The organism is Pedobacter superstes (genome assembly GCF_037622515.1).
GTDB lineage: Bacteria > Bacteroidota > Bacteroidia > Sphingobacteriales > Sphingobacteriaceae > Paradesertivirga > Paradesertivirga superstes.
On sequence record NZ_JBBJCN010000002.1, the window covers coordinates 608,517 to 634,658 of the forward strand.

Genomic DNA, 26,142 nt, shown 5'->3' on the forward strand with positions numbered 1-26,142 from the left:
GCACCATGGGGTTTTAGCTTGTGTGGGGACAGCACACCTGTTAACTACAAGTTATTTGTGGACTCTCCAGGACGAATTAGTGCTGTTACAGCGGTGAGGGGAAACTATATTCGTTTAGACGCGTATAAAACACGGGAGGTCCAGAGTTTATTAAAAAAAAACGAAGTATTTATACAGAAAACATTTAAAGAAACACCTGATTTATAAATAGACAAATCAAAAAGACTAAAAAATTTGTATTCTCTTTTATGAGATGGATTTCAGTGTTAGAATCGTTACCAGCAGAAATGGAATTTGTACTTCTTTATGATGAGAAAGAAGGTTTGGCAATCGGCTATAATTTTGATAGAATCAATTTTGTTCAAAGTGTGGATGGCCTCAAACTAAATAGAGTAAGTCATTGGATGCCTATACCCGCAGCACCTGTTTTTGGTCATGCGGAGGAGAATTGTTCTTAACCGAATTATTGTCACGGAAGGAGTCCAACCCTCTTTGTTTATTTTCTAATAAACAGAAAAGTGACTGCTAAATCATATCCCTTTAAAGGTAGTACCCAAAGCCAGAGCAACGAAACCAATTAATAGCAGCAGGTAATTGTTTTCTGTTATAACAGGAACATTAGCATAATGCCCGATTATCCCGGCAATACCACATATTAATCCAATTATCCAGGTAATTTGTTGCGGAGCGGAAGGTGCTTTCATAATTTTTAGTTAAACAGGGAAAGTGTTGCTGTAAATGTATTAATATAAATGACATTTTGTGTAAGGTACCAACCGCTTGTTCTTACTTAGCTTTTTGAGGCATTTGAAACAAAAAAAGTATGCCTGGAGAATAAAACTAAATTCTCCGGACATACTTAATTCTTTAGTGCTTAAGCGATAATAATTATTGCACCAGAGTAATTGTTCCGATATTATTTGTTGACCCGTTCACAACAGAAACATTTTCAATGCTTTTGAACTGATAAGGGCTTACAGGTTCTATGTTAACTTTATAAACTCCTGCTTTCAAACCGGGGAAATAAAAGTTACCTGTTGCATCTGAGATGGTACCGATTGTATCTGTACCTGTAATTGCATAAATTTTAGGACTTGATGAAGCCGGGATTATGATTCCTCTTAACGATCCCGAGACTGCCTGCGGAATTACCCGGATTACAGGCTTTAAAATATATTTACCATTTCCTGTTTTAACAATTGATTTAGCAGCATCAAAGTCAAGCAATAAAGTATACTCACTTCCCGAATTTAAATCCGCATTCACTTTTAATTTCAGGCCCGAGCTTTGCGCACTGGGGGTAGTTAAATTATAAGCTACATCATCAATTACAACCGTGTTACCGGTTTCATTTAATACAAGACGAATTTCCTGCAATTGACCGGCGGGAATGTCCTGAGAAGCTAGCAATGTATCTTTACCCATTCTGAAATGCAAAATATCAAATGGATCTGTACCGACAGGTAGTGTCGAAGTGCCCTCAGATGTCAACACCTGGATTTCCTTTACATTGAGCATTAAAGACTGATATGCACCGGGGGCATCTGTCATTTTAACAGAAAACTTAGTTACAGAAGATGAGTTATCATCCTTACATGCTGTAAAAGCAACTACAACTAATAGTGCTGAAATTATAAAAAATCGTTTCATGTTCTTTTATTTGATCAAGTCAAAGTTCCTGTCTGAACATGAAGTTTTGATGAAGTTTTGAAACTCTTTGTATAAAAAGACTGATTTAGGGAATGCTTAATATCTTTTGATTAAATTATTACGATTTACTAATTAATTAATGGGTGCACACTTAAAGCTTTTGCAAGCTCTCCTTCATTGGTTAAATCTAAACGTAAAGGTGTTATAGAGACATAGCCATTTTCTATTGCCCAACGGTCTGTCCCCTCTTCTGCCGCCTCTAAAGGTGAAACGGTAAACCAGTAATGTTTTCTACCCATTGGATCAGTTCCTGGAACGATAGTGCCATCATACAGCCGGACAGACTGCCTGGTCCATTGTATTCCCTTAGGGTTTTCAGGGAGGTTGACATTAAATAGACCAAGTTCAGTATTTTCAAGTAATACAGAAAGCGTTTTTTCCACGAAGGGCGCCAGTGCATCAAAATCTGGTTCCGTTTTCCCCACCGGGGTACTAAAGGCGATTCCCTTTATTCCAAACAATACGGCTTGTTTTGCTGCCGCCAAAGTTCCCGAATGCCACATAGAGTTACCCAAATTAGGACCCATATTTATACCTGAAAGCACTACGTCGGTTTTGGACCACAAATGGGTTCCCAAAGCAACACAATCTGCAGGGGTTCCGTTCACCCGGTAAGCCTCTAAACCTTCGAACACAATTGGCGATTTTTTATAAGTCAAAGGTCTGGAATGCGTAACGGCATGGCCCATTGACGATTGTTCTACATCGGGAGCTACAACTCTTACTTCACCAAACTGCGAAGCTATTTTAGCTAAAGCGGCTATTCCCGGACTATATATTCCGTCATCGTTGGTTACCAGTATTCTCATTTTTAAATAAATTATCTATAATGCCAACCAATAAACAACTTGGATGTTTTTGAGAAATACACTTACAATTAATTTATGAAAATAGCCAAGCTGCTACACAATCCATCCGCAGGTGATGAAGATCATTCGAAAAAAGAACTTATTTCCTTAATCCGCACTCATGGTTATGAATGCAACTATGCTTCCATTAAAGAAAAGGGATGGGATGAATTTGAGGAGGAAACAGACTTTATAATTATCGCCGGAGGCGATGGAACTGTCCGGAAAGCAGTAAAAAAGATAATTGAGAGAAAACTGATTGATAAACAGTTTCCTATTGCGGTATTGCCGATGGGTACGGCAAACAATATAGCAACGACCCTGGGTTTTAATTCAAAGGAAGATATCGGTTTATGGGAGGCAAAAAACATAAAAAGAATTGACATCGGAAAGATTGCAGGCAATGAAGGCCTGTTCTTTCTGGAAGGCTTTGGCTATGGTGTCTTTCCCCGCCTGATGAAGGAGATGAAAGTGAAGGATAATGAGTCTGACACCCCCGAAAAAGAATTACAAACCGCTCTGAAAGTTTTAATGGAGATTATTGATTCCTATAAAGCTAAATCCTGCGTGCTGGATATTGATGGAATAGACCACTCCGGTAATTATTTATTGGTAGAGATTATGAATATCCGTTCAATAGGACCTAATATGACTCTTGCACCCATGGCTGATCCGGGAGATGGGCTTTTTGAAATAGTATTAATTTCAGAAAATCAAAGAGATGAATTCAAGCAATATATCTCTGATAAATTAAATGGCTTAGAGAAACCTTTTAAATTTAGTACCATTCAAGGTAAAATCATAAAAATAAAATGGGATGGAATGCTGATGCACCTTGATGACGAACTGATTGACAATGAGAAAAAGGAAGTAAAAATTGAAGTAATGGAGGGAGTTTTAAAATTCCTGTTTAAACCTTAGGATAACTCCAGTGCAATCAAAGAGGCACGAATGAGGTTCTTAATTAAAACAATTGAATTCTGGTTTTTCACTAATAAAAAAAGCCCGGGAGGGCTTAATAATTGTTCCTGAATGATCAGGAAGTTCCTGTTTTCACTCCTTTTAATTATACAATTGAGCAATGTAATTTCACCCTCTCTTTTTTAGAAGAGAACTTAAACTAAGCATATATACAAGACCTTGAAGGATGAGGTGAAAGAAAATATATTCTGGTTCACTATCCCTCTTAATACCAACTTACAAACAGAAAGAAACACCTGTATGCATCTTCATCACTGTATCTGTCAGGTAATAAATGTCTCAAAATATAAATTAAGCACTCTCCGAAAGTGGTAAAGTAAACCAAAATATGCTTCCTTTCCCTTCTTCGCTCACTACTCCTATTTTACCATTATGACGATGGATAATATCGGCGCTTATATACAGGCCCAATCCCAGACCAGAATATTGAAACCCACTTGAATCTACGCGATAATAGCGTTCAAAAAGATGTTCTAATTTTGAAGCAGGTATACCTTGTCCAAAATCCTGCACAGACACTTTTGCTGTTCCACCCTCCTCTTTTACATGAAAAACTATTTTTTCGGAGTCTGAAGCATACTTGACTACATTATTTATTAAATTAGCTACTACCTGATCGATTTTATATTTGTCGGCAAAAACCTTCAGTTCCATATCCCCCTCTATTTTCAGCTCATATTTACCGTTCATACGTATATGATCGCAGCAATCGTGAATCATCTCAGATAAGGTAAATGTAGTTTTATTCAGAGCGAGCTGCCCAGCGGTTATTTTAGAAACGTTTAATAAACTTTCAACCAGTTGTTGCATCTTTAAAAGATTCGAATTTACCTTATCCATGAACATGGAAACCTTTTGCGAAGCAGGATCTGTATTAATCAACCGGCCGAGCAATTGCATAGATGCTTTTATACTGGTCATAGGGGTTTTAAGCTCATGGCTGGCAACACTTATAAAGTCGTCTTTTTGCTGTTGAAGGCGTTTGTATTCTGTAATATCAAGCACAGTTCCTAAGATCCTGAATGGAAGGCCATTGTTATCAAAATAAGCTTTTCCCTGAACCCTGATCCAGCGGACTGATGAGTCTTTCCAAAATAACCTGGCCTCATAAAATAATTTACCGCTCTTAATGGCCTCATCGTGCGCTGCCTGCCTGACAGCCTGGTCATCAGGATGAATAAGCTGGATGAGAGTTTCACGTGTTACCCCAGAACTTTCTACTCCGAATATGTTATTAAACCGATCGGAGGTAACCATGTAATTGTTAACCATGTCGAGGTCAAAGGTGCCCATTTCTGCCGCCTCAATTGCAAGTCTGGCCCGTTCCTCTGCATCTTCAATATCACGCCTGGCATTAACCTTATCTGTTACATCAATACCGATAACCATTACAGAACTTATATTACCGTCTATATCAGTAACTGGCTCATAAACAAAATCAATAAAAACCATCTCTTTTACCCCATTACGAAACAACATCAATTCATGCTCTTTAGCATAAAAGGGGGAACCTGTATTAATAACATTATTTAATACAGGAGCATAGGAATCAGCAGCTTCGGGTACAGCATCCCATATCGGACGATTTTCAAGTTCGGTTCGTTTTCTGCCTACCAGTTCAAGATACGATTCGTTAGCTACCTCAACCACCAGGCCATTAACGTTAATAATGCATATACCGACCGGAGCCTGCCTCACCATATTGTATAAGGTTTGCCTGCTTTTTTCTATCGTTTGTCTGGCCCTTTCAAGCTCCGTAACATCAGACGCAAAACATAATACGCTGGTTATATTATTCTCTTCATCCCGTAAGGCCTGATAAGTGAATTTAAAGTAAAAGGTCTGCAAAACTCCGTCAACAACTAAATCGGCGCGATCATTATTTGTGTAATAGGTTTCACCGCTGGTATAAACTTCGCGTATTAGATCTGCAAACGGCTGGTCGTGAAGCTCCGGGAGAGCCTCGCTGAAAGATTGTCCGATAACAGATTTATCCCTGCCCCATGCTTTTAAAGTGGCGTCATTTGCCACGGTTATTATCATATCTTCTCCTGTGCACACATAAACCGGAAAGGGAGAAATTTCAACTATATTTCGGAAAATATTTTCGCTGGCTAACAATAGAGGCTATTTATTGGTATATCAAACTGTGATTAAAATATAAAATACATCATGCTGTTAAACCTGATTTAAGATATTTTTGTTTTTAATAAAACAGAAAACCAGAACATCTTTCAGGTATTTTTTTGTCGATTTATCCTACCTGCCACGACGAGTAAAAATTAAATTGGAGATCAATAAAATTAAAACGCCAGGCTTTTATTATTCAAGTGTTTCCCGCCTCGACCAACATTCATCCAGTGCACCACCGGTAGATTTCTCTCCCTTATGGCGCCAGTCGCCATCAACAAACGAATATTGAAAACTCAGAGCCTTACCAACACTCTCCGGCGTTTTGGTGAAAAATTCAATCATTTCCGTATACTTCCCATTATCAGCAGTGTAACTTCCGCCACCGGCATTTATAAATTGCCTGGTTTTTACATTATAGGCAATCCATTGAAACCGTGTTCCCGAGAGAATTTTCATAGTCCTTCTGGGAAATAACGGGCTGGCTCTTTTAGTTACCTTATCGTTTATATAATTCCCTGAAATTATCCATGCGCCCGCCAGCTCCCCGGGTTTACCATTATCCGCACGGCTCCAGGATTCACTTTTTTCCTTTACAATAAGTTTTCCTTTTTCTAATTGAATAGCGAGGCTTATTTCTTTACCAACCTGTGAGGTATCAACTGAATTCCACTCTATTTTTTGCAGCAACTTATTACCGTCCATCCGCCATGTACCGCCATACGAACTGATCAACTTCTTCCCGGGGATGTTATACTTAGCAACCGTGAAAACTCTATCGGTAGCAATCATTACTGTTCTATCAGTTGCAGGGCCATATTGCCAGGCGCCGATAATATCCCGGGGATCTAACCTAGTTGACTTAAGAGAAGTCAGTAAAAGCAGCATTGCAATTCCCACTAGGGAAAACATTCGTAAGATAATATTCACTTCATAGGTGGAATTACTATGTAAAAATAAAGATTTAAAGCAGATAGTATCCATTCTTAAACTTATTTTTTACCGATCGTCTCTTCCCATTAAAAAAGGCCTCCCGGTACAATACCAGTAGAAAACCAGTTTTGTGCGAAACAAAAGAAGGAATTAAACATTTTACTCACTGTCAGTGTCAGATTGTACAGCCGGCACCAATTTAAAGGGATTACACATTAAATGATAATAGAAACAAATATCCGGGCAATCAAGGTTATCTTCCTGATATGGAAATGGCTTCTTTTTTACCTCTGTTTATGCATTGCGGTCAGTATTGTTTATTCGTATTATAAAATAAATATTGCCATCTCGAACACCGAAGTTTCAATGATCAGCATTGCCTTATCTGTTCTAATGGGTTTCAGGGTAAGTTCTGCCTATGAGCGATGGTGGGAAGCAAGAAAAATATGGGGTTCTGTTGTAAATAATTCCAGAAGTTTAGCAAGGCAGCTTATAACGTTTACACATCATTCCAGCATTTCCCGGGAGCTATTAGAGAGCCTTATCTACCGTCATATTGCTTTTGTTTATGCGTTGAGCTGCCGCTTACGTGAACAAAACTGCGACGAATTCATAAAACCATTTCTTTATGATGAAGAATATGAACAGGTCATTACAAAATCGCACCTTCCTAACCTGCTTCTTCTTCACAATATGTATGCAATCAAAGAGCTTCAGCAGGAAAATATCATTAATGATATAGAGTTACTAAGAATAGAAGAAACTATCTATCAGCTTACTGACAATCTAGGTGCGGCCGAGCGTATTAAAAACACACCTTTTCCCGTACCCTACAGTTATTTCACATGGCTTCTGGTCCATATGTTTGCAATATTGGTTCCATTTGGCATGGTCGACTCCTTCGGTTATTTAACTATACCGGTGGCCATGTGTGCTATCTTTATTTTCCTGGTGATAGAGCAAATAGCTATAGAAATTCAGGATCCGTTCTCTAACCGTGAAAATGACATACCGGTTTCAGCCATTAGTCAAAATATAGAAATCGATTTAAAGGAAATGCTGGGAGATACTAATTTGCCACAAAGAGATGAAGCAAAAGAAGGAATCCTTATGTAGGGTAAATAGAAACCAATAATCTCCTCAGGAAAGGACCCCGGGAGGCGGACTATCAGAAGGTTTCGGTTTATCTTCCGGAAGCGGAACAAATTCCAGGTTATCTGTAGGGGGTAAAATAATGCGCCCTTCCTTCCAGTCGGCCTTGGCCTGTTCAATACGTTCTTTCCTGGATGACACAAAATTCCACCATATAAACCTTTCTCCCAGAGGTTCACCGCCAAGCATCATCAGCGTTGTGTTTTCTTTTGCATAGATAACAGCATCCGAGCCCTTTGTAAACACCAGCATCATTCCATCTGTGTATGTATTTCCTGCAACTTCCAAACTTCCCTTTACAATATAAACACCCCGCTCAGTATGTTCCTCAGGCAGCCCGAATCGTTTTCCCTTATCCAGTAAAACATGAATATAAAATAAGGGCGAGTGTGTTTTAACATTATTTCTCAAGCCATAGGCATTGCCGGCTATCAATCTCATCCAAACACCGCTATCAGTGAATATAGGCAGCTGTTCAGGTTTGTAGTTATCGAAAGAAGGCTTTGATTCTTCATCTTTTTCCGGGAGGGCAACCCAGGTTTGAATCATTTCTAGGGCGCCTCCCGCCAGTGCTGAAGGATCTTCAAAACGTTCCGAATGTGCAATTCCACTGCCGGCAGTCATCCAGTTTACCTCTCCTGGCCGGATTATCTGTTCAACCCCAAGACTATCGCGATGGGTAACCTGACCGCCAAACAAATAACTTACAGTCGACAGTCCGATATGAGGATGTGGGAGCACATCCATAGATGATAGTTTCTGAGGCTGCACATTTACCGGACCGGCATGATCCATAAATACAAAAGGTCCGACCATTCTCCGAAGGCGGAAAGGGAGAATTCGTTTTACGTCCATTCCCGGAGCAATGGATGCTTTACGGGCCTCAATTACAATATCCAGCATAATATGTATCTGATTTACTTAATAAAGATTGGAATTTATAACCTGATTATCAAGGACGAATAGGGAATTTAAATCAAAAAAAAACTTGTTTAAAATGGCAAATTTGCCGATTTACAATTCATCAGATCCTTGTTTATCAATTCGTTAATCTTTAGAGTGTAATTTGACATGAAGCGCTGTCAGTTGTTATTTATCCCAAAAGTGAATTATTATAAAAAGAATTATTCCGAATATTCCTATTAACGAGGCGATGAAACCTGCATGAGCTTACCGCTCTGAAACAAAATAAGCAAGCGCATGCAAGCTTCATAGCCTATAAAAAACAATATATTCCGATGAAAAAATTATCTGCGATTTTTTTGTCCGGATTTCTTTCTCGTCATTTGTTGTCCTGATTGACATAAATGAAAACACGGACGAAACGGTTAAAAGCAACGCTATAACAGATGTAAATTCATCAATTAAATTATTCTGTGCTCTGTTTGTGAGATGCAGGGAAGTGATGATGAAAAGACAAAATCCCAGTAAATAAGCAGATGTGCCTTATATGTGTTGAGAGGTTTTGTTTTCCATACTTTATTTACGAGCCCTCTTATTTTATTCTCCGGTCCGTTTCATTAATGGCCAGGTCATTGATGCTGGCAAAACGTTTTTTCATCAAACCATTTTCATCAAATTCCCAATTTTCGTTTCCATAAGAACGGTACCATTGGCCATCCTTGTCGTGCCATTCATACTCAAACCGCACGGCTATTTTATTGTCAGTAAATGCCCACAATTCTTTTTTTAATTTGTAGTCTAATTCTCTTTCCCATTTGGCCGTTAGAAAAGCTTTCACTTCTTCCCTGCCGTTAATAAAAAGATTTCTATTTCGCCATTCAGAGTCTGTAGTATAGGCCAGTGATACTTTTTCAGGATCTTTCGTATTCCAGGCATCTTCGGCCATCTGTACTTTTTGAGTCGCCGTTTCAAGATTAAACGGGGGAAGTGGTTTTTTTTGTTCCATTGTATTAAAGATTTTAATTCTATAAACCATCCTTTGCAGCTATGGGTTCCCATCTTCCTGTTTCCTTAGCAATATCAATAAGCTGCTGACCCTGCATGGTCATTAAGCCTTGCTCTATCATTCTTTCTGCCCGTTCCCTGTTGGGTTTACTCCAATTACTCCTTGGTTTACGCGGCGTAAAAGTAAGGTAATAACTTTCAGCATCTCTCTTTTTTGCCAAACTGTCTATCCATCCAAAACATAGCGCTTCTTCTGTAGCATCGTTGATACTAATACACTCTATCTTACTTTTCTTGTGATAAAGAATTAACCAAACCGACTTCTCGGACTGGCTGTTTTGCTGCAGCCACTCACGCCAATCAGCTCTGGTTATGGCATACACAGCTTGTTTTCCATCTTTTGTCTCCATACCTTAATTAGCTTAATTCAAGATAATACACGCTGGTCATTATTCAAAGGGCGAATTGATGATAAGTTTTTGAATGCAATTTGTGATCCTGGCTATAATTGAAGGGATTATTCATGTAGATGCTAATTTCTCTAACAATTAAAATACAATTCCTTGTACCTTTCAGATTTTCTCTAGATTGCGCTTCCATACAGTCCATAATGAAAATACACACTAATAAAAAAAATCTACATGCTTTTTTACTTTGTTCCATAACAGGATCTTTTCTCTTTTTCTTTACCCAATGCTCAATCACCCGGAAGACAGAAACTCCTGTCTCAGGAGTATACATCCCTACCATTGAGGATGTTGGCGCACTAAAAATGCCTGCCGAAATTGCCCCTATTACCGCACCATTTGCTATGCCGCAGCTTAAAAGACCCATCTTTCCAAATCTCAGCATAAGCATTACAGATAAAGGCGCAAAACAGGGAATCATCACAACAAAAGCGATACAAACCGCCATCGATGAGATAAACGTTCAGGGCGGCGGAACAGTAAACATTCCGGCTGGAAAATGGAACACGGGAAGAATAAGCCTGAAAAGCAACGTTAACCTCCATTTGGAGGCTGGTGCCGAGCTACATTTTAGCGGAGAAATTGAAGATTACCGGCCCGCAGTATTTACACGTAATGAGGGTATCGAAGTGATGTCACTTGGAGCATGTATTTATGCAAACGGACAGGAAAACATCGCAGTAACAGGAAGAGGAAAGTTAATAGGCCCTCCAAAAGATTCTCCCGTAAGAACCCGGGTTATGAATGTTGATGTTATTGAAAACGTGGTACCTCATGATAAGCCTGTTTCAGAACGAGTATACGAAGGCTATAATAACGAGTTTATTTTCCTCCCCATGTTTATCTCACCAATCAATTGCAAAAATGTTTTAATAGAAGGAATTTCATTAGAAAACACCCCATTCTGGAACATTGTACCGGTGTACTGCGATGGCGTGATCATTCGTGGTGTAACGGTTAATTCGGTAGGCATCCCCCGGGGGGATGGAATTGATATCGAATCAACAAGAAATGTTCTTATCGAATATTGCACGTTAAGTTGCGGTGACGATTGCTTTACCATGAAAGCAGGCCGCGGCGAAGACGGGATGCGGGTAAATAAGCCTACCGAAAATGTAGTTGTCCGTTTTTGTCTGGCAAGAGAAGGGCATGGAGGTATTACCGTTGGAAGCGAAACTGCGGGCATCATTCGTAACCTGTATGTCCACGATTCCGTATTTGATGATACCGGAGTAGGAATCCGTTTTAAAACACGCAGGCCAAGAGGCGGTGGCGGAGAAAACTTATTTTATGAACGTATCCGCATGTCATTACGCGACGATGCTTTCCGCTGGGATATGCTGGGAAGCAAAATGTATGTTGGTGAGCTTGCTACGCGCTTGCCTGCTCCCCCGGTAAACCGGCTTACTCCGTTCTACCGGAATATTTCGGCTAAAGATTTTATTATTGAAAAAGCGAAAAACCTGATAAGGATAGATGGTATCCCTGAATCGCCCTTAACGAATTTCACTTTAGAAAATGCAGACATTACCACTACTAACCTCATCCGTGCAACAGATGCAAAAGACATCACTATTAAAAACGCGGTAATACGTTCACAGGATTCGCTGATCAGCTTAACGGATGTCCGCAACCTTCTCTTTAAAAACGTTGTATTTAAAGTACCCGGAGATGAATTAATAGTAAATGATTCGGGAGACCTTTCTGATAATATTAAGTTCAGGAATACCGTTCCCCGGAAGCCAGAGAACTGGCCTAAAGCAAGCATGGATAAATAGTTAAAGCTCCTTTGACAAGTCAAATCAGGTTGATCCTTTTAATTTAAGCCCGGTAAAAAAAGGAAATTATTTTAGTTATGAAACGTCCGACTGGACAGTCTATATTTATCTTACACTTTGTTCGTTATAGACACTATGGAATGGAAATTAGTGTTTGACTCGTTACCAACAGATATGGAAGAAGTATTGTTGTTTGATGAGTTGAAAGGATTATCAGTAGGCTATTACTTTATTAAAAATAAGAGTTTTATCAGGCATATTGATGGACATAAATTGAATAATGTGAAGTATTGGCTGACTATTCCTTCGGTAGTAGTGTAATTATGTAAACTTTACAGGTTATTTAAAGGGTTGAACTGCCGTTCAACCCTTTTTTATGAAATGGATTTTGAAACCTGTTATTAAGCCTTCAAATCCTCTTTTGAGAGAGGAACCCCGAACTTTCCCAATTGACAGAAACCTTTCCATAGGCGTGTGTACTGTCTATTTAATAACCATTTCAAAATACAAAGTGAATGTCTCAAATTCACCAAAATCATCATCTTACGTCAATTCCTAAAGATGATAACAAGAATGTCTTTTGTGACATTTTTTATAGCCACCCCATTCTGTATGTGCATTTTTAATATGGCTGCTAAAAATCAGAATTTAAAGGAATTTTGCGTAAATATGTAGTTAAAAAAAAATCATCCAACCTTGTCGAAACAGGCAAATGAAGAAAAAAGCATTAATATTTGATTTAGACAATACCATCTATCCTGTAACCTCTATCGGAAACAAGCTATTTAAATCTTTATTTGAACGTATTGAGGAAAGCGGAGAATACGAGGGGGATCTTACTGAAATAAAGGCTGAAATTATGCGGCGCCCGTTTCAGCATGTTGCAAAGGATTACAAATTCAGTGAGAGCTTAATTGCCGAGGGTATGAATCTCCTATCCGACCTCACCTATGAGGAGAACATGGAACCATTTGAGGGTTACGAACATGCACGAAAAATCCCCTGTAAAAAGTTTCTGGTGACAACAGGTTTCAGCAAACTCCAGCACAGTAAAATCAGGCAGCTGAATATTGAAAAAGACTTTGAAAAAATTGTAGTGGTTGATCCTGCTATCTCCGATTTAAAAAAAATAGACATCTTCAGGAATATCCTGCGGGATTACAACTATTCCGCGGATGAAGTTTTGGTTATCGGCGACGATCTGAATTCTGAAATTAAAGCAGCAAAGGAGCTGGGAATTGATGCGGTTTTATATGATTATAAGGCGGAACATTCTGCAAGTGAGAGTCAAAAGTTCATAAGAAATTTCAAAGAGCTGGAGTTTTATATAGGAATATGAAAACTCCGGTAACATAGGCAGTCATATTGACCGAATGGCCTGTGCTGTTGCATTGTGCGGAAGAGAGAAATCTCCCCGATCAAGGCCGTGGCTTCCATTGGTAGGAAGGAGACTTTCCTCTGCTCTATCCCCGGCTATAGGCCGTTCGAGGTGACGGAAAATGTGTTGGTTTTCGTTTTCAAACTCGTAGTACCTCCTATGGAAACGCCCATAACATACACCCGTCATATCGAACGAATGGCCCTGCGCTTAGCTGGTGCGGAGAGAGATATCTCCGCGGTAAACGGCTTTACTTCCATCGCCAGGAGACCTCTCTCTGCTTTATCCCCAGCTACAGACCGTTCGAGGTGACGGAAAATGTGTTGGTTTTCGTTTTCAAACTCAAAGTACCTCCTATGGAAACGCCCATAACATACACCCGTCATATCGAACGAATGGCCCTGTGGTTAGCTGGTGCGGAGAGAGATATCTCCGCGGTAAAGGGCTTTACTTCCATCGCCAGGAGACCTCTCTCTGCTCTATCCCAAACCTCAAGGCCGTTCGAGGTGACGGGTGGAGTGTTGGTTTCGTTTTCAAAACCTTCACATCAAATGTTGTCAAAAGGTTAATTAATTGCCTGCCAATTGCTCCCACAAATCTACCCATTCGGGATTCAAGGTCTTTATTAAAGCCACCTTCTTTTCTCTGCGCCATTTCTTTATTTCTTTCTCCCTTCCAATTGCTTCTTCAATTCTGGAAAAGAACTCGTAATATATACAGTATTCAAGATTGTACTTTGCTGAAAAACTTGACGGATATTTGTGTTCTTTATGCTCCAGTATCCTGTTAAGTAAATGAGATGTTACCCCAATATATAAAGTAGTTCGATGTTTATTGGTCATGATGTAGATACATCCCCCATATTCCATTTTTAAAAGTAAAAAATCTTATAAAAAGCTTGGTATAATTTTTTTTCTATGCAACGCCCATGAAAGGCCCGATACTTCCATCGGCAGGAAACCTACTCTCTCTGCGCTATCCCCAGGTACAGACCTTTCGAGGTGGCAAAATTTACATCACAAGAGACTCAACAATCTCCTTCAACTTATTAGCCGAAGCATGTAACATCTCCTTTTCCTTATCATTAATAGTCAATGGAAGAATTTCCCTGATACCATTTCTGTCAACAATACAAGGTACGCCAAGATACACATCAGAAACACCATGATAGTTAGTCAGCAGTGTAGACACGTTAAGAACTGCAGCTTCATTATCCAGAATTGCGGTACATATTCTGTCGAGGGCCAGAGCGATAGCATAATAAGTAGCGCCTTTGGCCTTGATAATCTGGTAAGCGGCATTTTTTGTATTTTCAAATACCTCTTGCTTATCCTCCTCAGACAAGGCGATTTCTGTTCCGGCAATATTGGCAAGGCTCCAGAGGGGAAGTTCAGAATCACCATGCTCGCCTATAATATGTGCATGCACACTTCTTGCATCAATATGCAGCTTTTGGCCTATGAGATATCTAAAGCGTGCGCTGTCTAATAAAGTACCTGAGCCTATTACCCTGTTTACCGGCCAGCCAGATTTTTTCCAGGTAAAATAGCTCATCACATCGACCGGATTAGACGCAATTAACAGAATACCATCTTTATTGTACTTTAAAACTTCGTCGGTTATACTTTCGTAGATCGAAACGTTTCGCCTGAGAAGATCGATGCGTGACTCACCAGGTTTTTGGGCAGCACCGGCAGTAATGATAACAATATCTGCTTCAACGCAGTCCGGATAATCTCCCGCCCAAACGTTCGTGCGACTTAAAAAAGGCAAACCATGATTCATATCAAGGGCATCACCAATTGCCTTTTCTTTATTGGCATCAATCAGGACCAGTTCATCCATCCTGTTTCGCAAAAGCAAGGTATACGCTGTAGTCGACCCTACCGCCCCCACGCCAATAACTACAATTCTTGTTTTCTTCTGAGATGTTACCATGTACCCTGATATATTTAGATTCAATACGCAATGGTTCCAATTTGTTTGGGGTGAACATTATTAGGTTGTTCGGACCCGTTCGTCCTGGCAGGGAGCCGGAACAAAAAACGGACCTGTAAGATCTAATTACAAAGCATTCTAAGGATAAAAAAGGAATAGGCATGCAGCGATTTAGACTGGCGCTACAAACATCCCCGACGCAGCTTTGTTGATATAAAAACAATCTTCATGAAACAAGAAAACAAAGGCAAACTTGCCGTTTACGAGGGAAAGAAAAATGGCGATGAATTAGTTTGGAGTACAGAGGCTTTAGGAGAAAAGGAATACTTGTATTTCGGTGAAGCTAAAGAGGCACTGGAAAATGTTAGCTGGGCAGAAGCCGAGCACATTTGTAACCAAACCCTTAACGCTTCGCATGCACTTTTATTTAAAAATTTCAGAAAAACTGAACAAAATACCTGGGAAAAATTCGATGAACGGGTATTGTTGTTTTTTGCAGAGGAAGAGAAATCAAAGTTATAATTCATCTTTGTCGTTCAATACAAGGCTCCTGATAATCGTAGTTTTTATATGTTACCATTTTTGAAGGAGATCTCCGGAAAGTCTGGAGTTTTATCCCCTTTAAGACCTAAAAAGATTCCTAAAGTATTACCGCATCATCATGTTATTCTAAACAAAAATTCATTTAACTAAAAGATACTGAAGAAATTCAGGATAATCGTCAAATCTGAAAGATTCCTAATTTACAGCACTTGCAAAACTCCCATTACCTTCAGCAATGGCAGCATAAATAGCATCCTGAATTCTGGGACGTATTCTAAGTGAATTTAGTTTATTGCTTGCCGAAGGATATACGCGATTAGATAAAAATACATATACAAGTTTTTCTTTAGGATCTGTCCACACACAGGTTCCGGTATAACCGGTATGACCAAATGTTGAGGAAGAAGCTAATCTTGAGGGATATCCTCCACCCGCTTCTGCACGGTCGAAACCTAAGCCACGGCGACTAACATTCGATTGACGGGCCGTAAACAGCTCTACAGTTTCCGGCTTAAAATACTGAACTCCTCCATAGGTACCGCCATTAAGAAGCATCTGGTTTAAAATAGCAAGATCGTTGGCACTGGCAAATAATCCTGCGTGACCAGAAATTCCGTCAACCAGTGAAGCTCCGCTATCGTGTACATAACCCTGCAACAGAGTTTTACGGAAATAAGTATCTCTCTCGGTAGGTACTATCTGATCAGCATCAAAGCGCCTGCGCGGATTAAACCCTGCTGTACGCATTCCCAGGGGTTTGTAAAACTCGTCAAGAACAAATTTATCGAGTGTTTTTTCAGCCTGGCGCTCTATAATTTCTTTCATCACATACATGCTGATATCGCTATAGACATATCTACCCCTGGTAGGCAAAGGTGTACGAAGCATTTTTGGCCACATCACATCCTGGTAGTAATTTCTGCGAATAAAATAATGATCAGCGGCTTTTACCGGATAAAAGAAGGATGAGTCACTTGTATGATCTCCTGACCGCAAATCGCTAAAGAAGTCAAGATTTACAAAACCGGCCTGGTGAAGTAAAACGTCTTTCACCGGAATTTCATTTTTATTAGTATTCCTTACATCCGCAAGATAAGTACCCAGATTTGCGTTCAGGTTAATCTTTTCTTTCTCATACAGCTTCATTGTCGCCATTGTAGTAGCGGCAACTTTAGTTACCGATGCCAGATCATAAATATCGTTAACCTGCGTAGGATTGTTTCCATCATAGGTATGCGAACCATATGCTTTATTGAAGATTACGTTACCATCTTTAACCACCAGAACAACAGCGCTTGGAGTAGCATGTTCGCGTATGGCCTCTTCAACAATATCATCAATTGCAGACAGCTTAGAAGATTGAATTCCAACTTCTTCAGGTAAAGAATATTTAAGACGGCTTTTTTCCGTAAAATACCCTGTTCCGGCCATGTATTTCGGACTTATATTGAGTGCTAACCTTCCTTCAGCGGCAATTCCGCCAAAAATAACCTGGGCTGTATAAGTAGCCGAAAATGCTGATTGTTCGGGATTCCAGATTACAGGCATATTAAATTCTTCTAAACGCTGCAATGCCGTTGAATTACCAAAACCAGCTATAATAACTTCTTTGTTCTTTTGAACTTCCTGTATAAAGGAAAATACTTCTGGTTTGAAAAGTGTTTCGGGATTTACTTGTATAACAAGAGTAGTAAAGCTATTTAAAGCATCAAGGCGAAGATTCTCAAAATTAAAACTGCTTATCGCATCATAATTGCGGAGCATATTATCAAATTCAGCACTATTCGAAACACCTGTATTTATACTGGCAATGCGGCGAGATGCCAAATCTTTAAGCGGGATGGTGCGTAGCTGATTGTTGAGCAATACGGTCGACCGCTGAAAATCGTTCTGCTTCACTAATTGAGCCAGGATCTCTTTTTCGTTAATTGGATTATCGAATCCGCCTAACACGAGTATCAGTAAAAAGACCGCATAATATAAACTATGAAATCTTACTTTTTTTTCTTTGAAATTCCCCTTCACTATCCCTTGAATTAATATTAAAATAATTACCCCTTGTACTAAAAGTCAGAAAGTTAGTTACAAAATTTTCCCTTTTTCTAAGATTTTAAGCCCCCCTTGGTATTTCAAGCCTGCTTGATCTTTGAACGGTCTTACTACTAAAATATTCTTTTAAAAATGAAAAAACAAGGTTTTTTATTTTTAACCTCTGATTTATATGATGTATTGGCTTAGATATTGTGATATAATAGTTGAACCCCAGTACGCAAATCAGATGAAAACCATCATACTCAGCCCATTATTTTGCATCTTGGCACTTATAATGCCCACCGGCGAACTTTTTGCATTAAACCTTAGCGATAGCCACTTACAACCAGTCGGTGGTGATCCTGTAAATGAACAATACAAACTGCTTGAAAAAGCAACCCAGCGATATGAAGCACTAAGAAACGATGAATCCTGGAACGAGATTAGGTTAGCATCAAAAACTATCCTGAAAGTGAACGATCGTGAGTCGGTTATAAAAGAGATAAAAAAGCGACTCGAACTTCTCGGAGATTTACAGGAAAATGATCATTCTGATCTTTATCATTCAAAAATGGAAATTGCCGTAAAGAGATTCCAAAGAAGGCATGGCTTTGAAGAAAACGGGTTAATTAACTCTGAACTTGTAAGAGTACTGAACATTCCTTTAGAAACCCGGATAAGTCAATTGCGATTAAATATGCAAAGAATATTGAAAGAAGCTGAAGAAAACCCCGGAACGCACATTATAGCTAATATACCCGAATTCAAGCTATATGTTTATGAAGGAAACCGGGAAGTACTCTCTATGAACATTGTGGTTGGGAAAACAACTAACCAGACAGTCGTTTTTAATGATGAGCTGGAACAAGTGGTATTTAGTCCGTATTGGAACATCCCCGAAAGCATCGTAAGAAATGAGATTCTTCCGGAAATGAATAAAAATTCAAGGTATTTGAGAACACATAATATGGAGATTATAGGAACGAAAAACGGGTTACCTGATATTCGCCAGTTGCCGGGACCGAAAAACTCACTTGGAAAAGTCAAGTTCCTATTTCCAAATAAATACAATATCTATTTTCATGATACTCCGGCCAAAACTTTGTTCGAAAAAAGATCCAGGGCCTTTAGTCACGGATGTATACGTTTAAGCCAGCCCTTTGAACTCGCTAAATATCTGTTAAGAAATGACCCCGATTGGAATGACACGTCAATTGAAAGCGCTATGAATTCAAGAAAAGAACGTTATGTTACGTTGGAAAAACCTGTACCCGTAGCGATAAGTTATTATACCGCATGGATTGATGGAGCGGGAGATATTCATTTCAGAGATGATATTTATGGCAGGGATAAAAAGATGATTACTTTGGAAGAGTAAATTGCGTGGTTGGTGTCTCCATTAATCACTAACTAATAACATTGTCTCGGCCATCTTCCCATTCTCGCAGTGGTTGGTGTATCCACCAACCACTTAACCTTCTTAAGTATTTTGGCTATTGCAAAATATATAGGATCTTAATCTACTTCACTTGTTCCAATGCCCCTTTACCATTTTCCACATGCAGTTTTCGCCGTGGTTGGTGTCACCACCAACCACTCAACCTTCTTAAATTTAATATTTTCGCTATTGCAAAATATATAGGATTTCAATCTACTTTACAGCTTCCAAAGCCCCTTTACCATTTTCTACATGCAGTTTATTTATATTCAAACCATCAAGCACAATGATACCCTGTAAAGAAGAAAACTTTTCAGCATCCTGCTTCCACGACCACACCAATGTACCGTTCGGATCATATTCGAGCACCTGTGTACCGCTGCCGCCGAATTTTGGCCCATGTCCCTGCCAATTGGTTACAACATAATTTCCATTTGCAAGAACCTGAAAACCAGCGAAAAAATTCGGATTTACATCTGTCGGTCCGGTGATGACTTTGACTTGTTTACCTGCGGCATCATAGAGTTGAAAGTTCTTAGCATAGCCTGTACTTGCTATCGTTTGCCCGTTACCCAGGCGCACAGCCTGCCAAACATGAGGCTTGGCCGGCGGACCAGCAACGATGGCCTTCCAGATTATTTCTCCATTTGCATCGCCCTCAAAAACCAAATCATCGGCTGTAACTAAAAGAGTACCTTTTACTGTTTCGCGAATGCAACGCACATACGTAAATCCCGGGTAAACAACGGTACGTAAAATGGATCCTTTGTCATTTATCTCGACCAAGACAATACCTTCTTTATTTTGCCAGTTTGCTCCGGCTAATAAAGTATTACCATTCCGTAATCGTCTCACTGTTTGTGTCCCCGGGAAAGAAGTAATTTCAAAAATTTTATTACCGTTTGAAATTTCACGTTCTTCATACCCATTACCCGTTCCGATAAGAACTCTGCCCTGTCCTACCAACTGTAGGTCCCTGCCTGCAGGTACTGGAACGAACCAGTTTTGTGCAGGTGATGATAAATTTATATAGCTTAATTGAGACAAACCTTCATCTCGCAATAAAAGCTTTCGGTCTTTAGCATAATCGGCCTTTTTCGAAAGGATGGGACTACATGAAGAAATGGTCAGAAATACCAGGCTTAAAACAAGCAAAGCATGATTCTTCAACTTTTTGATGGGAATGTTTCTCAAGTTCATAATTGATTTTAGACAAATTAACGGTATAAAGCTCTTATAAATGAATCGGGTTTTAAAATAATATTTAAATAAAATTATGCGCTTAAATCCCCCTCTCTTATTTTGGTGTAAATTAAACACAAATGGAAGCAAATTTTCATTATACTAATCTATAGTGGAGAACATTTATGGTAAACGCGTTATAAAATGGGCTGAAGGCTGAATTCATTAACCTCTGGCCCTATGATTACACTTTTTATGATTCATGGTTAAGGTTGATTTATTAAGGATTCATTTATATATGAGGAAATGAGAAAAATAACGAGCTTTCAATTTATAACTCTGAATGGATATTATAAAGATATAAACAACGGGATAGCCTGGCATAAACACGGCCGGGAAGAAGGTGAATATTCTGCCGAAAGTCTTAAAAGTGATAACATACTTCTTTTCGGACGAACAACTTATGAAATGATGGCAAGTTTTTGGCCCACTCCTGCGGCGTATGAGGGTTTTCCGGTTGTAGCCGAGGGAATGAATAAAGCTGAAAAAATTGTGTTCTCAAAAACTATGCAGAAAGCCAGCTGGAACAACTCGAGAATAATTAGTGGAAATATCACTGATAAAATAAAGAAAATAAAGCAAACTAACGGGAAAAATATGACTCTTCTGGGAAGCGGCAGTATTCTGACTCAATTTGCCGATGCCCGTTTAATCGACAGATATCAGATCATGATTGACCCTGTTGCAATTGGCAAAGGCGCTTCACTTTTTGAGGACATGCAGAAACCCTTGGATCTGAATTTAACAGATACCAGAACTTTTAAAAGTGGAGCTATTCTTTTATGTTATGATCCAGCTTAATTCCGATATCCCGATATACGCTCCTTATAAGAAGAGCGGGACTAATAGGAATAGGAAAGAGGGGTTCCGAATATTCGTCGCTAAATTATCTTCAGGTAATCATTAGCCAATAACTTTCCTTTTTACGTCGTATACATTTATTTGTCGTTAACCACCCCTTTATTTTCGTAATTACCCCCCGTATAAATAATGTATCTGGTATAGATTTGTATCAAGATTGAAAAGATGCACAAAAGATCTTAGATGCAGGTATGTGAATTCAAAGAAAGAAACACTCAGAAAATGGCTTAAAAAATTAGTAGAACTGATGAAAGAAAATTCTGTTAACAAATAATCAGACACATAAAATCATGGCAAATCTAAATCCCTATTTAAACTTTCCTGGTACAACCGAAGAAGCATTTAACTTTTACAAATCTGTTTTAGGCGGTGAATTTTTGACGCTCCAACGTTTCAAAGACACTCCCGAAGGAAATAAAGTTTCTCCTGAAGATGCTGAAAAAATTATGCACATAGCTCTACCTATAGGGAATGGAAGTATACTGATGGCTACTGATGCGCTTGAATCCATGGGACAAAAACTAATTGTCGGCGATAACATCTCTTTGGCTCTTGAAGCCCATAGCATAGAAGAAGCTGAGAATCTGTTTAATGGCCTCTCTGCGGGCGGCAAGGTCACAATGCCCCTTGAAAAGGCTTTTTGGGGAGCTTATTTTGGTATACTGACCGACAAATTCGGCATACAATGGATGATTAATTTCGACGACAATAAATAGCGAAAAGTATTAAACTCCCGCCCCTGAGCTGTTGAGCGGGATATCGAAAACAATTGCAGCTGATCAAACGCTTATAATAAACAGTCCGGGGAAATTCCTATAATTGGAAATATTAAAAAACATATTAATTCGAAATGAAAAACAACATTCTTTCTTACCACTCCCTAAACACCGATCTTGCTGCACTTTTATTAAGATTTATTCTTGGGGGTTTAATGGCTTATCATGGATACACAAAGCTTATAGCTTTCGATCAGATTCTGCCTATGTTCACAGACATCATAGGTATTGGTGCTAAGAATTCATTCATACTTTTAATCTTTGCAGAATTGGGTTGTGGATTATTGGTAGTTTTTGGTCTCTTAACACGGCTGGCAGTCATCCCGATTTTCATTTCAATGTTTGTAGCATATTTTGTTGCTCACGGTAAAGATCCATTTCAAGCAAAAGAATTAGCCTTTGTATTTCTGCTTTTACCAGTGGTAATATTTATACTGGGTGCCGGAAAATACTCTATAGATAAATTGCTGTTTAGCAAATCGAACATCTGATGAGAACGAAGTTCGTTTCTGAAATATTCAATAACTGATTTAGTCTTTATGGTTGAAGTTTTTAAAACTGATGTAAAGGATCTGGATCTGGCAACTTTGCTTATTGATCAGATAAAAAAAACATTTGTTGATTATTCAGCCAATTTCGACCTGCAAGATTGTGATAATATTTTGCGGGTCGAATCTAATACAGAATTAATACAATCTTCCGCCCTGATCGCTTTTTTGAAGGCTTTGGGCTGTTGTGCCGAAATACTTCCGGATGAACCAGCATTGTAATCCGGCCAATTGATTAAGAAAATTAGTGTATAGCTGAGTATTAAGAATTGCACTTCAATGCATCCAATCTTGATACTAGCTACTTAATACCTGATACTGTTTAATAAGACCAATATTATGTTTAGAAACACAAAAGCATTCAGCGGATTTTCTGTAAACGATATAGAAAAGGCCAGACAATTCTATTCTGAGGTTTTAGGTCTGGAAGTAATCAACCTGGATATGGGAGTGCTGGAACTGCATATTGCAGGCGGTACAAGGATCATAATTTACCCGAAACCAGATCACAGCCCGGCTAGCTTTACAATTCTTAACTTTCCCGTTTTAAATATTGAGCAAACAGTTCAGGACCTTAAACTTCGCGGAGTAGTCTTCGAAAGCTATGATGAAGAAAACTTCAAGACAGATGAAAAAAATATTTTTCGCGGAGGTGGTCCTTTAATAGCCTGGTTCAGAGACCCGGCTGGTAATATTTTATCGGTTCTAGAGGGAAACACTATCTGATACGAAGTACTCTGTTTATTTATCAGGGGCATAAACCAGCCCCGAAAAACATTGAATAGTCATCCCCTTAGGTGATTCGTTGTTTTGACAAAAGGGAATCCGATATCAGGCTCCAATCCGCTTGTGGGATCAAAGACGCTCGTATTTCCACTCAGGAAATATTTATTCACAAATCTGCTGCCTGTTTATTACTTTAAGTTTTTTGTTAAGGTCAATTTTTACTTCTACCTCAAATTTTTAACCTGCATAAGAAACTTTTCCAAAATTCTCGAAAAGACCCAATAAAGACTATTTTTTTTGTTTCAGTTATTATTTACAAAACATTTTGGCAATACTTTCTGTTTAGTTAATTCCAAATACTGAAAACGACAAATTATGAGTCCGGGTGCACCTCAATTAAAATCAATTTGATAGATATTTTAAAAAAAATCAATAATTATGATAATAAATTACACATTTTATTGCAAATATACAAAAACCATTTCCTATCTTTACAGCACCTAATCACCTGGAAATAATAAGCTTATCGGTTAAAAGCCTTATTTTAATTCAGGAAGCATTACCGGCTTATAAAATTTTAATTATAAACAAAATATATCACCAATTAATTAATCACCCATGAGAAAGAGCACTACAAAATCAAAAGGAGAATTTTCTGACACAATTAAGTACATCCTGAAAAACCTGCCCGATCCTAAGGATCATAATGTATCCACAATTAAGGATGAGGTTATTTTAAATGACAAGAAAGTTATTTATCTGGCTCAGAAAATTAAAGGCTCTGATGGATTTTGCTGGAACATCAATCTTTCCTGATTCCGATTTTAATTCAATAATATCATTATGTGCTTGTGCCCTCAAAGGCACAGTACATGCTTTAATGTATTTTTTAATCATACCTTCCTATTTTAGTACACTTATTTACCTGGCACTGGTTTCTATGTTATCTTTGAAATCAATAGCATGAAAATATTTCAGCAAGCACTTAAACTTTCGGAAAGAAAAAGAGGCTTTCATCTTATCACCACTGAAGTAGCAGATGCTCTCCGGGAAATCAGAGAATTAAAATCCGGAATCTGCCAGGTATTTATACAACACACCTCTGCTTCACTAAGCATCAACGAAAATGCCGACCCGACAGTAAGAGAAGATTTTGAGATGTTTTTCAGTAAAACAGTTCCTGAAAATGACCCGGATTACCTTCATGATTATGAAGGTTCTGACGACATGCCGGCGCATATAAAATCATCTTTGCTGGGAAGTTCCGTAATGATTCCTATCCGTAATGGCAAATTAGCTTTGGGCACATGGCAAGGCATTTATTTATGCGAGCACCGTAATTATGGAGGGCCCAGAAACCTTATAATTACTGCCTGGGGTGAATAACACGCCTTTAAAATTTTAGCATAAACAGCTTCCATAAAAACAAAATTTCGTCATGTTTGAATTGATTTCAAACTCTTTATTTGGGATTTGTTAATATTGGCGGTTAAACAATCGCCTGATGAATCCGAAAGAGAAAATAATTTTATTATTGCTGGCCGCTGTAAATTTCACCCACATTCTGGACTTTATGATCATGATGCCATTAGGAAATTACCTGATGCCATATTTTGATATATCCTCACAACAATTTTCTATGCTCGTGGCGGCCTATACATTCAGCGCCGGAATTTCCGGTTTTCTGGCAGCGTTTTTTGTAGATAAATTCGATCGAAAAAAAGTACTGTTAACAGGATTTTCAGGTTTTTTATTAGGAACACTGTTTTGCGCCTTCTCACCTTCCTACAGTATATTATTAGGCTCCAGAATCGTCGCCGGTATATTTGGCGGATTAATTGGCGCACAGGTTTTATCTATAGTGGCCGATTTAATTCCTTATGAACGAAGAGGGGCTGCGATGGGTATAATTATGGCTGCGTTCTCTTTAGCCTCTGTATTTGGTGTCCCATTTTCATTATATCTGGCCAATATTTTTAACTGGCATGGGCCTTTTTATTTTGTAGCGGGAATCGGCACTCTGCTTATTCCCTTCCTCATTCGTTATTTACCAAGAATCGATGCACATACAAATACAGAAGCGAGGGTCAATCCATTAGTTCTATTAAAAGATATCGGTAAAGACAAAAACCAATTATTGGCTCTTGCGCTTTCTGCAACAATTATGCTCGGCCATTTTCTTATTATACCTTTTCTTAATCCGTTTATGGAGTTTAATATGGGTTTTAGTAAAGTACAAACCCCTATGATCTATATGGTTGGAGGAGCTCTCACTTTAGGCACATCTCCCCTGCTGGGTAAGCTGGCCGACAAAATCGGGAAACATCGCCTCTTTGTGACCATGGCGATTATTGCCGTATTTCCAATAGCTTTGATTACCAATCTGCCGCCATTTCCATTTTATCTGGTACTTGCAGTTACAGGGTTCTGGTTTGTGGTTTCCTCGGGCAGAATGATTCCGGCCCAGGCAATGATCAGTAATGTTGTTGCAAGCGAACGCCGCGGAAGTTTTATGAGCATTAATTCATCTGTTCAGCAAATTTTTGTTGGAATTGCTTCAGTAATGGCCGGATTAATTGTAATTAAAACACCCACCAATGCGATACTCCATTACGAAATTACGGGTTATATCAGCATCATAATCACCTTACTGAGCATTTTTTTTGTGTCCCGATTGAATACCAGACTTAAACAAAAGAATGCTATTGAATTAGCGAAACAACCATCTTAAATGGCATAGCCTGTAAAGATTTA

General features: G+C 38.8%; 30 protein-coding genes. 18 read left to right on the forward strand and 12 right to left on the reverse strand.

What is annotated here, in order from left to right; all coding sequences use genetic code 11:
* Nucleotides 1-248: 248 nt before the first annotated feature.
* Nucleotides 249-458 (forward strand): DUF551 domain-containing protein, encoded by a 210-nt coding sequence (locus tag WG906_RS08065; protein WP_339992061.1) that lies wholly within the window; start codon nt 249-251, stop codon nt 456-458.
* A 72-nt stretch (nt 459-530) separates the two neighbouring features.
* Here WG906_RS08065 and WG906_RS08070 read toward each other — a convergent pair whose 3' ends face one another.
* The 3 genes from WG906_RS08070 to surE form a co-directional block, all read right to left on the reverse strand.
* Nucleotides 531-704: a hypothetical protein gene (locus WG906_RS08070; RefSeq protein ID WP_339992062.1), complete on the reverse strand. Its 174-nt coding sequence runs from the start codon at nt 702-704 to the stop codon at nt 531-533.
* A 184-nt stretch (nt 705-888) separates the two neighbouring features.
* Complete coding sequence (locus WG906_RS08075) at nt 889-1,650, reverse strand: DUF4382 domain-containing protein (RefSeq protein ID WP_339992063.1); 762 nt, start codon at nt 1,648-1,650, stop codon at nt 889-891.
* Between the two features lie 128 nt (nt 1,651-1,778).
* Nucleotides 1,779-2,519 (reverse strand): 5'/3'-nucleotidase SurE, encoded by a 741-nt coding sequence (gene surE, locus WG906_RS08080; protein ID WP_339992064.1) that lies wholly within the window; start codon nt 2,517-2,519, stop codon nt 1,779-1,781.
* A gap of 75 nt (nt 2,520-2,594) precedes the next feature.
* Here surE and WG906_RS08085 point away from each other — a divergent pair, with 75 nt between their 5' ends.
* Nucleotides 2,595-3,479, forward strand: a complete 885-nt coding sequence (locus WG906_RS08085; protein ID WP_339992065.1) for a diacylglycerol/lipid kinase family protein — start codon at nt 2,595-2,597, stop codon at nt 3,477-3,479.
* Nucleotides 3,480-3,830: 351 nt separating this feature from the next.
* Here the strand turns inward: WG906_RS08085 and WG906_RS08090 are convergent, their stop codons facing one another.
* Both WG906_RS08090 and WG906_RS08095 read right to left on the reverse strand, forming a co-directional pair.
* Nucleotides 3,831-5,660, reverse strand: a complete 1,830-nt coding sequence (locus tag WG906_RS08090; RefSeq protein ID WP_339992066.1) for a PAS domain S-box protein — start codon at nt 5,658-5,660, stop codon at nt 3,831-3,833.
* Nucleotides 5,661-5,861: 201 nt separating this feature from the next.
* Nucleotides 5,862-6,653, reverse strand: a complete 792-nt coding sequence (locus WG906_RS08095; protein ID WP_339992067.1) for a hypothetical protein — start codon at nt 6,651-6,653, stop codon at nt 5,862-5,864.
* A 168-nt stretch (nt 6,654-6,821) separates the two neighbouring features.
* Here WG906_RS08095 and WG906_RS08100 point away from each other — a divergent pair, with 168 nt between their 5' ends.
* Nucleotides 6,822-7,718 (forward strand): bestrophin family protein, encoded by an 897-nt coding sequence (locus tag WG906_RS08100; protein ID WP_339992068.1) that lies wholly within the window; start codon nt 6,822-6,824, stop codon nt 7,716-7,718.
* Between the two features lie 24 nt (nt 7,719-7,742).
* On the opposite strand, the gene WG906_RS08105 is transcribed toward WG906_RS08100, so the two are convergent.
* From WG906_RS08105 to WG906_RS08115, 3 genes are all read right to left on the reverse strand, one after another.
* Nucleotides 7,743-8,657, reverse strand: coding sequence for a pirin family protein (locus WG906_RS08105; RefSeq protein ID WP_339992069.1), 915 nt, complete (start codon nt 8,655-8,657; stop codon nt 7,743-7,745).
* 592 nt (nt 8,658-9,249) lie between these two features.
* The gene (locus WG906_RS08110) at nt 9,250-9,663 is read right to left on the reverse strand and encodes a nuclear transport factor 2 family protein (protein WP_339992070.1); all 414 of its coding nucleotides are present in this window, start codon (nt 9,661-9,663) and stop codon (nt 9,250-9,252) included.
* Between the two features lie 19 nt (nt 9,664-9,682).
* Nucleotides 9,683-10,072: a YdeI/OmpD-associated family protein gene (locus WG906_RS08115; RefSeq protein ID WP_339992071.1), complete on the reverse strand. Its 390-nt coding sequence runs from the start codon at nt 10,070-10,072 to the stop codon at nt 9,683-9,685.
* A gap of 200 nt (nt 10,073-10,272) precedes the next feature.
* Between WG906_RS08115 and WG906_RS08120 the strand changes: the two genes are divergently transcribed.
* The 5 genes from WG906_RS08120 to WG906_RS08140 all read left to right on the forward strand — a co-directional run bounded on the left by WG906_RS08120 (nt 10,273) and on the right by WG906_RS08140 (nt 13,854).
* Nucleotides 10,273-11,907 carry a glycoside hydrolase family 28 protein gene (locus tag WG906_RS08120; protein ID WP_339992072.1) on the forward strand — a complete coding sequence of 545 codons (1,635 nt, stop codon included), beginning with the start codon at nt 10,273-10,275 and terminating at the stop codon, nt 11,905-11,907.
* Between the two features lie 135 nt (nt 11,908-12,042).
* Complete coding sequence (locus tag WG906_RS08125; protein WP_339992073.1) at nt 12,043-12,228, forward strand: hypothetical protein; 186 nt, start codon at nt 12,043-12,045, stop codon at nt 12,226-12,228.
* A 391-nt stretch (nt 12,229-12,619) separates the two neighbouring features.
* Nucleotides 12,620-13,246, forward strand: a complete 627-nt coding sequence (locus WG906_RS08130) for an HAD family hydrolase (RefSeq protein WP_339992074.1) — start codon at nt 12,620-12,622, stop codon at nt 13,244-13,246.
* 198 nt (nt 13,247-13,444) lie between these two features.
* Nucleotides 13,445-13,597, forward strand: coding sequence for a hypothetical protein (locus WG906_RS08135; protein ID WP_339992075.1), 153 nt, complete (start codon nt 13,445-13,447; stop codon nt 13,595-13,597).
* A 44-nt stretch (nt 13,598-13,641) separates the two neighbouring features.
* Nucleotides 13,642-13,854 (forward strand): hypothetical protein, encoded by a 213-nt coding sequence (locus tag WG906_RS08140; protein WP_339992076.1) that lies wholly within the window; start codon nt 13,642-13,644, stop codon nt 13,852-13,854.
* Here the strand turns inward: WG906_RS08140 and WG906_RS08145 are convergent, their stop codons facing one another.
* Both WG906_RS08145 and WG906_RS08150 read right to left on the reverse strand, forming a co-directional pair.
* Entirely contained in the window at nt 13,855-14,154 is a 300-nt protein-coding gene (locus tag WG906_RS08145) for a GIY-YIG nuclease family protein (RefSeq protein ID WP_339992077.1), read from the reverse strand.
* Between the two features lie 142 nt (nt 14,155-14,296).
* The gene (locus tag WG906_RS08150; RefSeq protein ID WP_339992078.1) at nt 14,297-15,223 is read right to left on the reverse strand and encodes an L-lactate dehydrogenase; all 927 of its coding nucleotides are present in this window, start codon (nt 15,221-15,223) and stop codon (nt 14,297-14,299) included.
* 228 nt (nt 15,224-15,451) lie between these two features.
* Here WG906_RS08150 and WG906_RS08155 point away from each other — a divergent pair, with 228 nt between their 5' ends.
* A complete protein-coding gene (locus WG906_RS08155; RefSeq protein ID WP_339992079.1) occupies nt 15,452-15,745 on the forward strand; it encodes a hypothetical protein in 294 nt (97 codons plus the stop codon).
* A gap of 216 nt (nt 15,746-15,961) precedes the next feature.
* On the opposite strand, the gene WG906_RS08160 is transcribed toward WG906_RS08155, so the two are convergent.
* Nucleotides 15,962-17,791 carry a serine hydrolase domain-containing protein gene (locus tag WG906_RS08160; RefSeq protein ID WP_339992080.1) on the reverse strand — a complete coding sequence of 610 codons (1,830 nt, stop codon included), beginning with the start codon at nt 17,789-17,791 and terminating at the stop codon, nt 15,962-15,964.
* A gap of 289 nt (nt 17,792-18,080) precedes the next feature.
* Between WG906_RS08160 and WG906_RS08165 the strand changes: the two genes are divergently transcribed.
* Nucleotides 18,081-19,175 carry a L,D-transpeptidase family protein gene (locus tag WG906_RS08165; RefSeq protein ID WP_339992081.1) on the forward strand — a complete coding sequence of 365 codons (1,095 nt, stop codon included), beginning with the start codon at nt 18,081-18,083 and terminating at the stop codon, nt 19,173-19,175.
* A 273-nt stretch (nt 19,176-19,448) separates the two neighbouring features.
* Here WG906_RS08165 and WG906_RS08170 read toward each other — a convergent pair whose 3' ends face one another.
* A complete protein-coding gene (locus tag WG906_RS08170) occupies nt 19,449-20,435 on the reverse strand; it encodes a hypothetical protein (protein WP_339992082.1) in 987 nt (328 codons plus the stop codon).
* Nucleotides 20,436-20,723: 288 nt separating this feature from the next.
* Between WG906_RS08170 and WG906_RS08175 the strand changes: the two genes are divergently transcribed.
* The 8 genes from WG906_RS08175 (at nt 20,724) to WG906_RS08210 (ending at nt 26,119) form a co-directional block, all read left to right on the forward strand.
* Nucleotides 20,724-21,278, forward strand: a complete 555-nt coding sequence (locus WG906_RS08175) for a dihydrofolate reductase family protein (protein WP_339992083.1) — start codon at nt 20,724-20,726, stop codon at nt 21,276-21,278.
* 350 nt (nt 21,279-21,628) lie between these two features.
* Nucleotides 21,629-22,054 (forward strand): VOC family protein, encoded by a 426-nt coding sequence (locus WG906_RS08180; protein ID WP_339992084.1) that lies wholly within the window; start codon nt 21,629-21,631, stop codon nt 22,052-22,054.
* Between the two features lie 134 nt (nt 22,055-22,188).
* On the forward strand, nt 22,189-22,605 hold the full coding sequence (locus WG906_RS08185) for a DoxX family protein (protein ID WP_339992085.1): 417 nt from the start codon (nt 22,189-22,191) through the stop codon (nt 22,603-22,605).
* 48 nt (nt 22,606-22,653) lie between these two features.
* Nucleotides 22,654-22,884, forward strand: a complete 231-nt coding sequence (locus tag WG906_RS08190) for a hypothetical protein (RefSeq protein WP_339992086.1) — start codon at nt 22,654-22,656, stop codon at nt 22,882-22,884.
* A 117-nt stretch (nt 22,885-23,001) separates the two neighbouring features.
* Entirely contained in the window at nt 23,002-23,388 is a 387-nt protein-coding gene (locus tag WG906_RS08195; protein ID WP_339992087.1) for a VOC family protein, read from the forward strand.
* 618 nt (nt 23,389-24,006) lie between these two features.
* Entirely contained in the window at nt 24,007-24,204 is a 198-nt protein-coding gene (locus tag WG906_RS08200) for a hypothetical protein (protein WP_339992088.1), read from the forward strand.
* A gap of 147 nt (nt 24,205-24,351) precedes the next feature.
* Entirely contained in the window at nt 24,352-24,774 is a 423-nt protein-coding gene (locus WG906_RS08205; RefSeq protein ID WP_339992089.1) for a secondary thiamine-phosphate synthase enzyme YjbQ, read from the forward strand.
* A gap of 118 nt (nt 24,775-24,892) precedes the next feature.
* The gene (locus WG906_RS08210; RefSeq protein WP_339992090.1) at nt 24,893-26,119 is read left to right on the forward strand and encodes an MFS transporter; all 1,227 of its coding nucleotides are present in this window, start codon (nt 24,893-24,895) and stop codon (nt 26,117-26,119) included.
* The last annotated feature ends 23 nt before the right edge of the window (nt 26,120-26,142 follow it).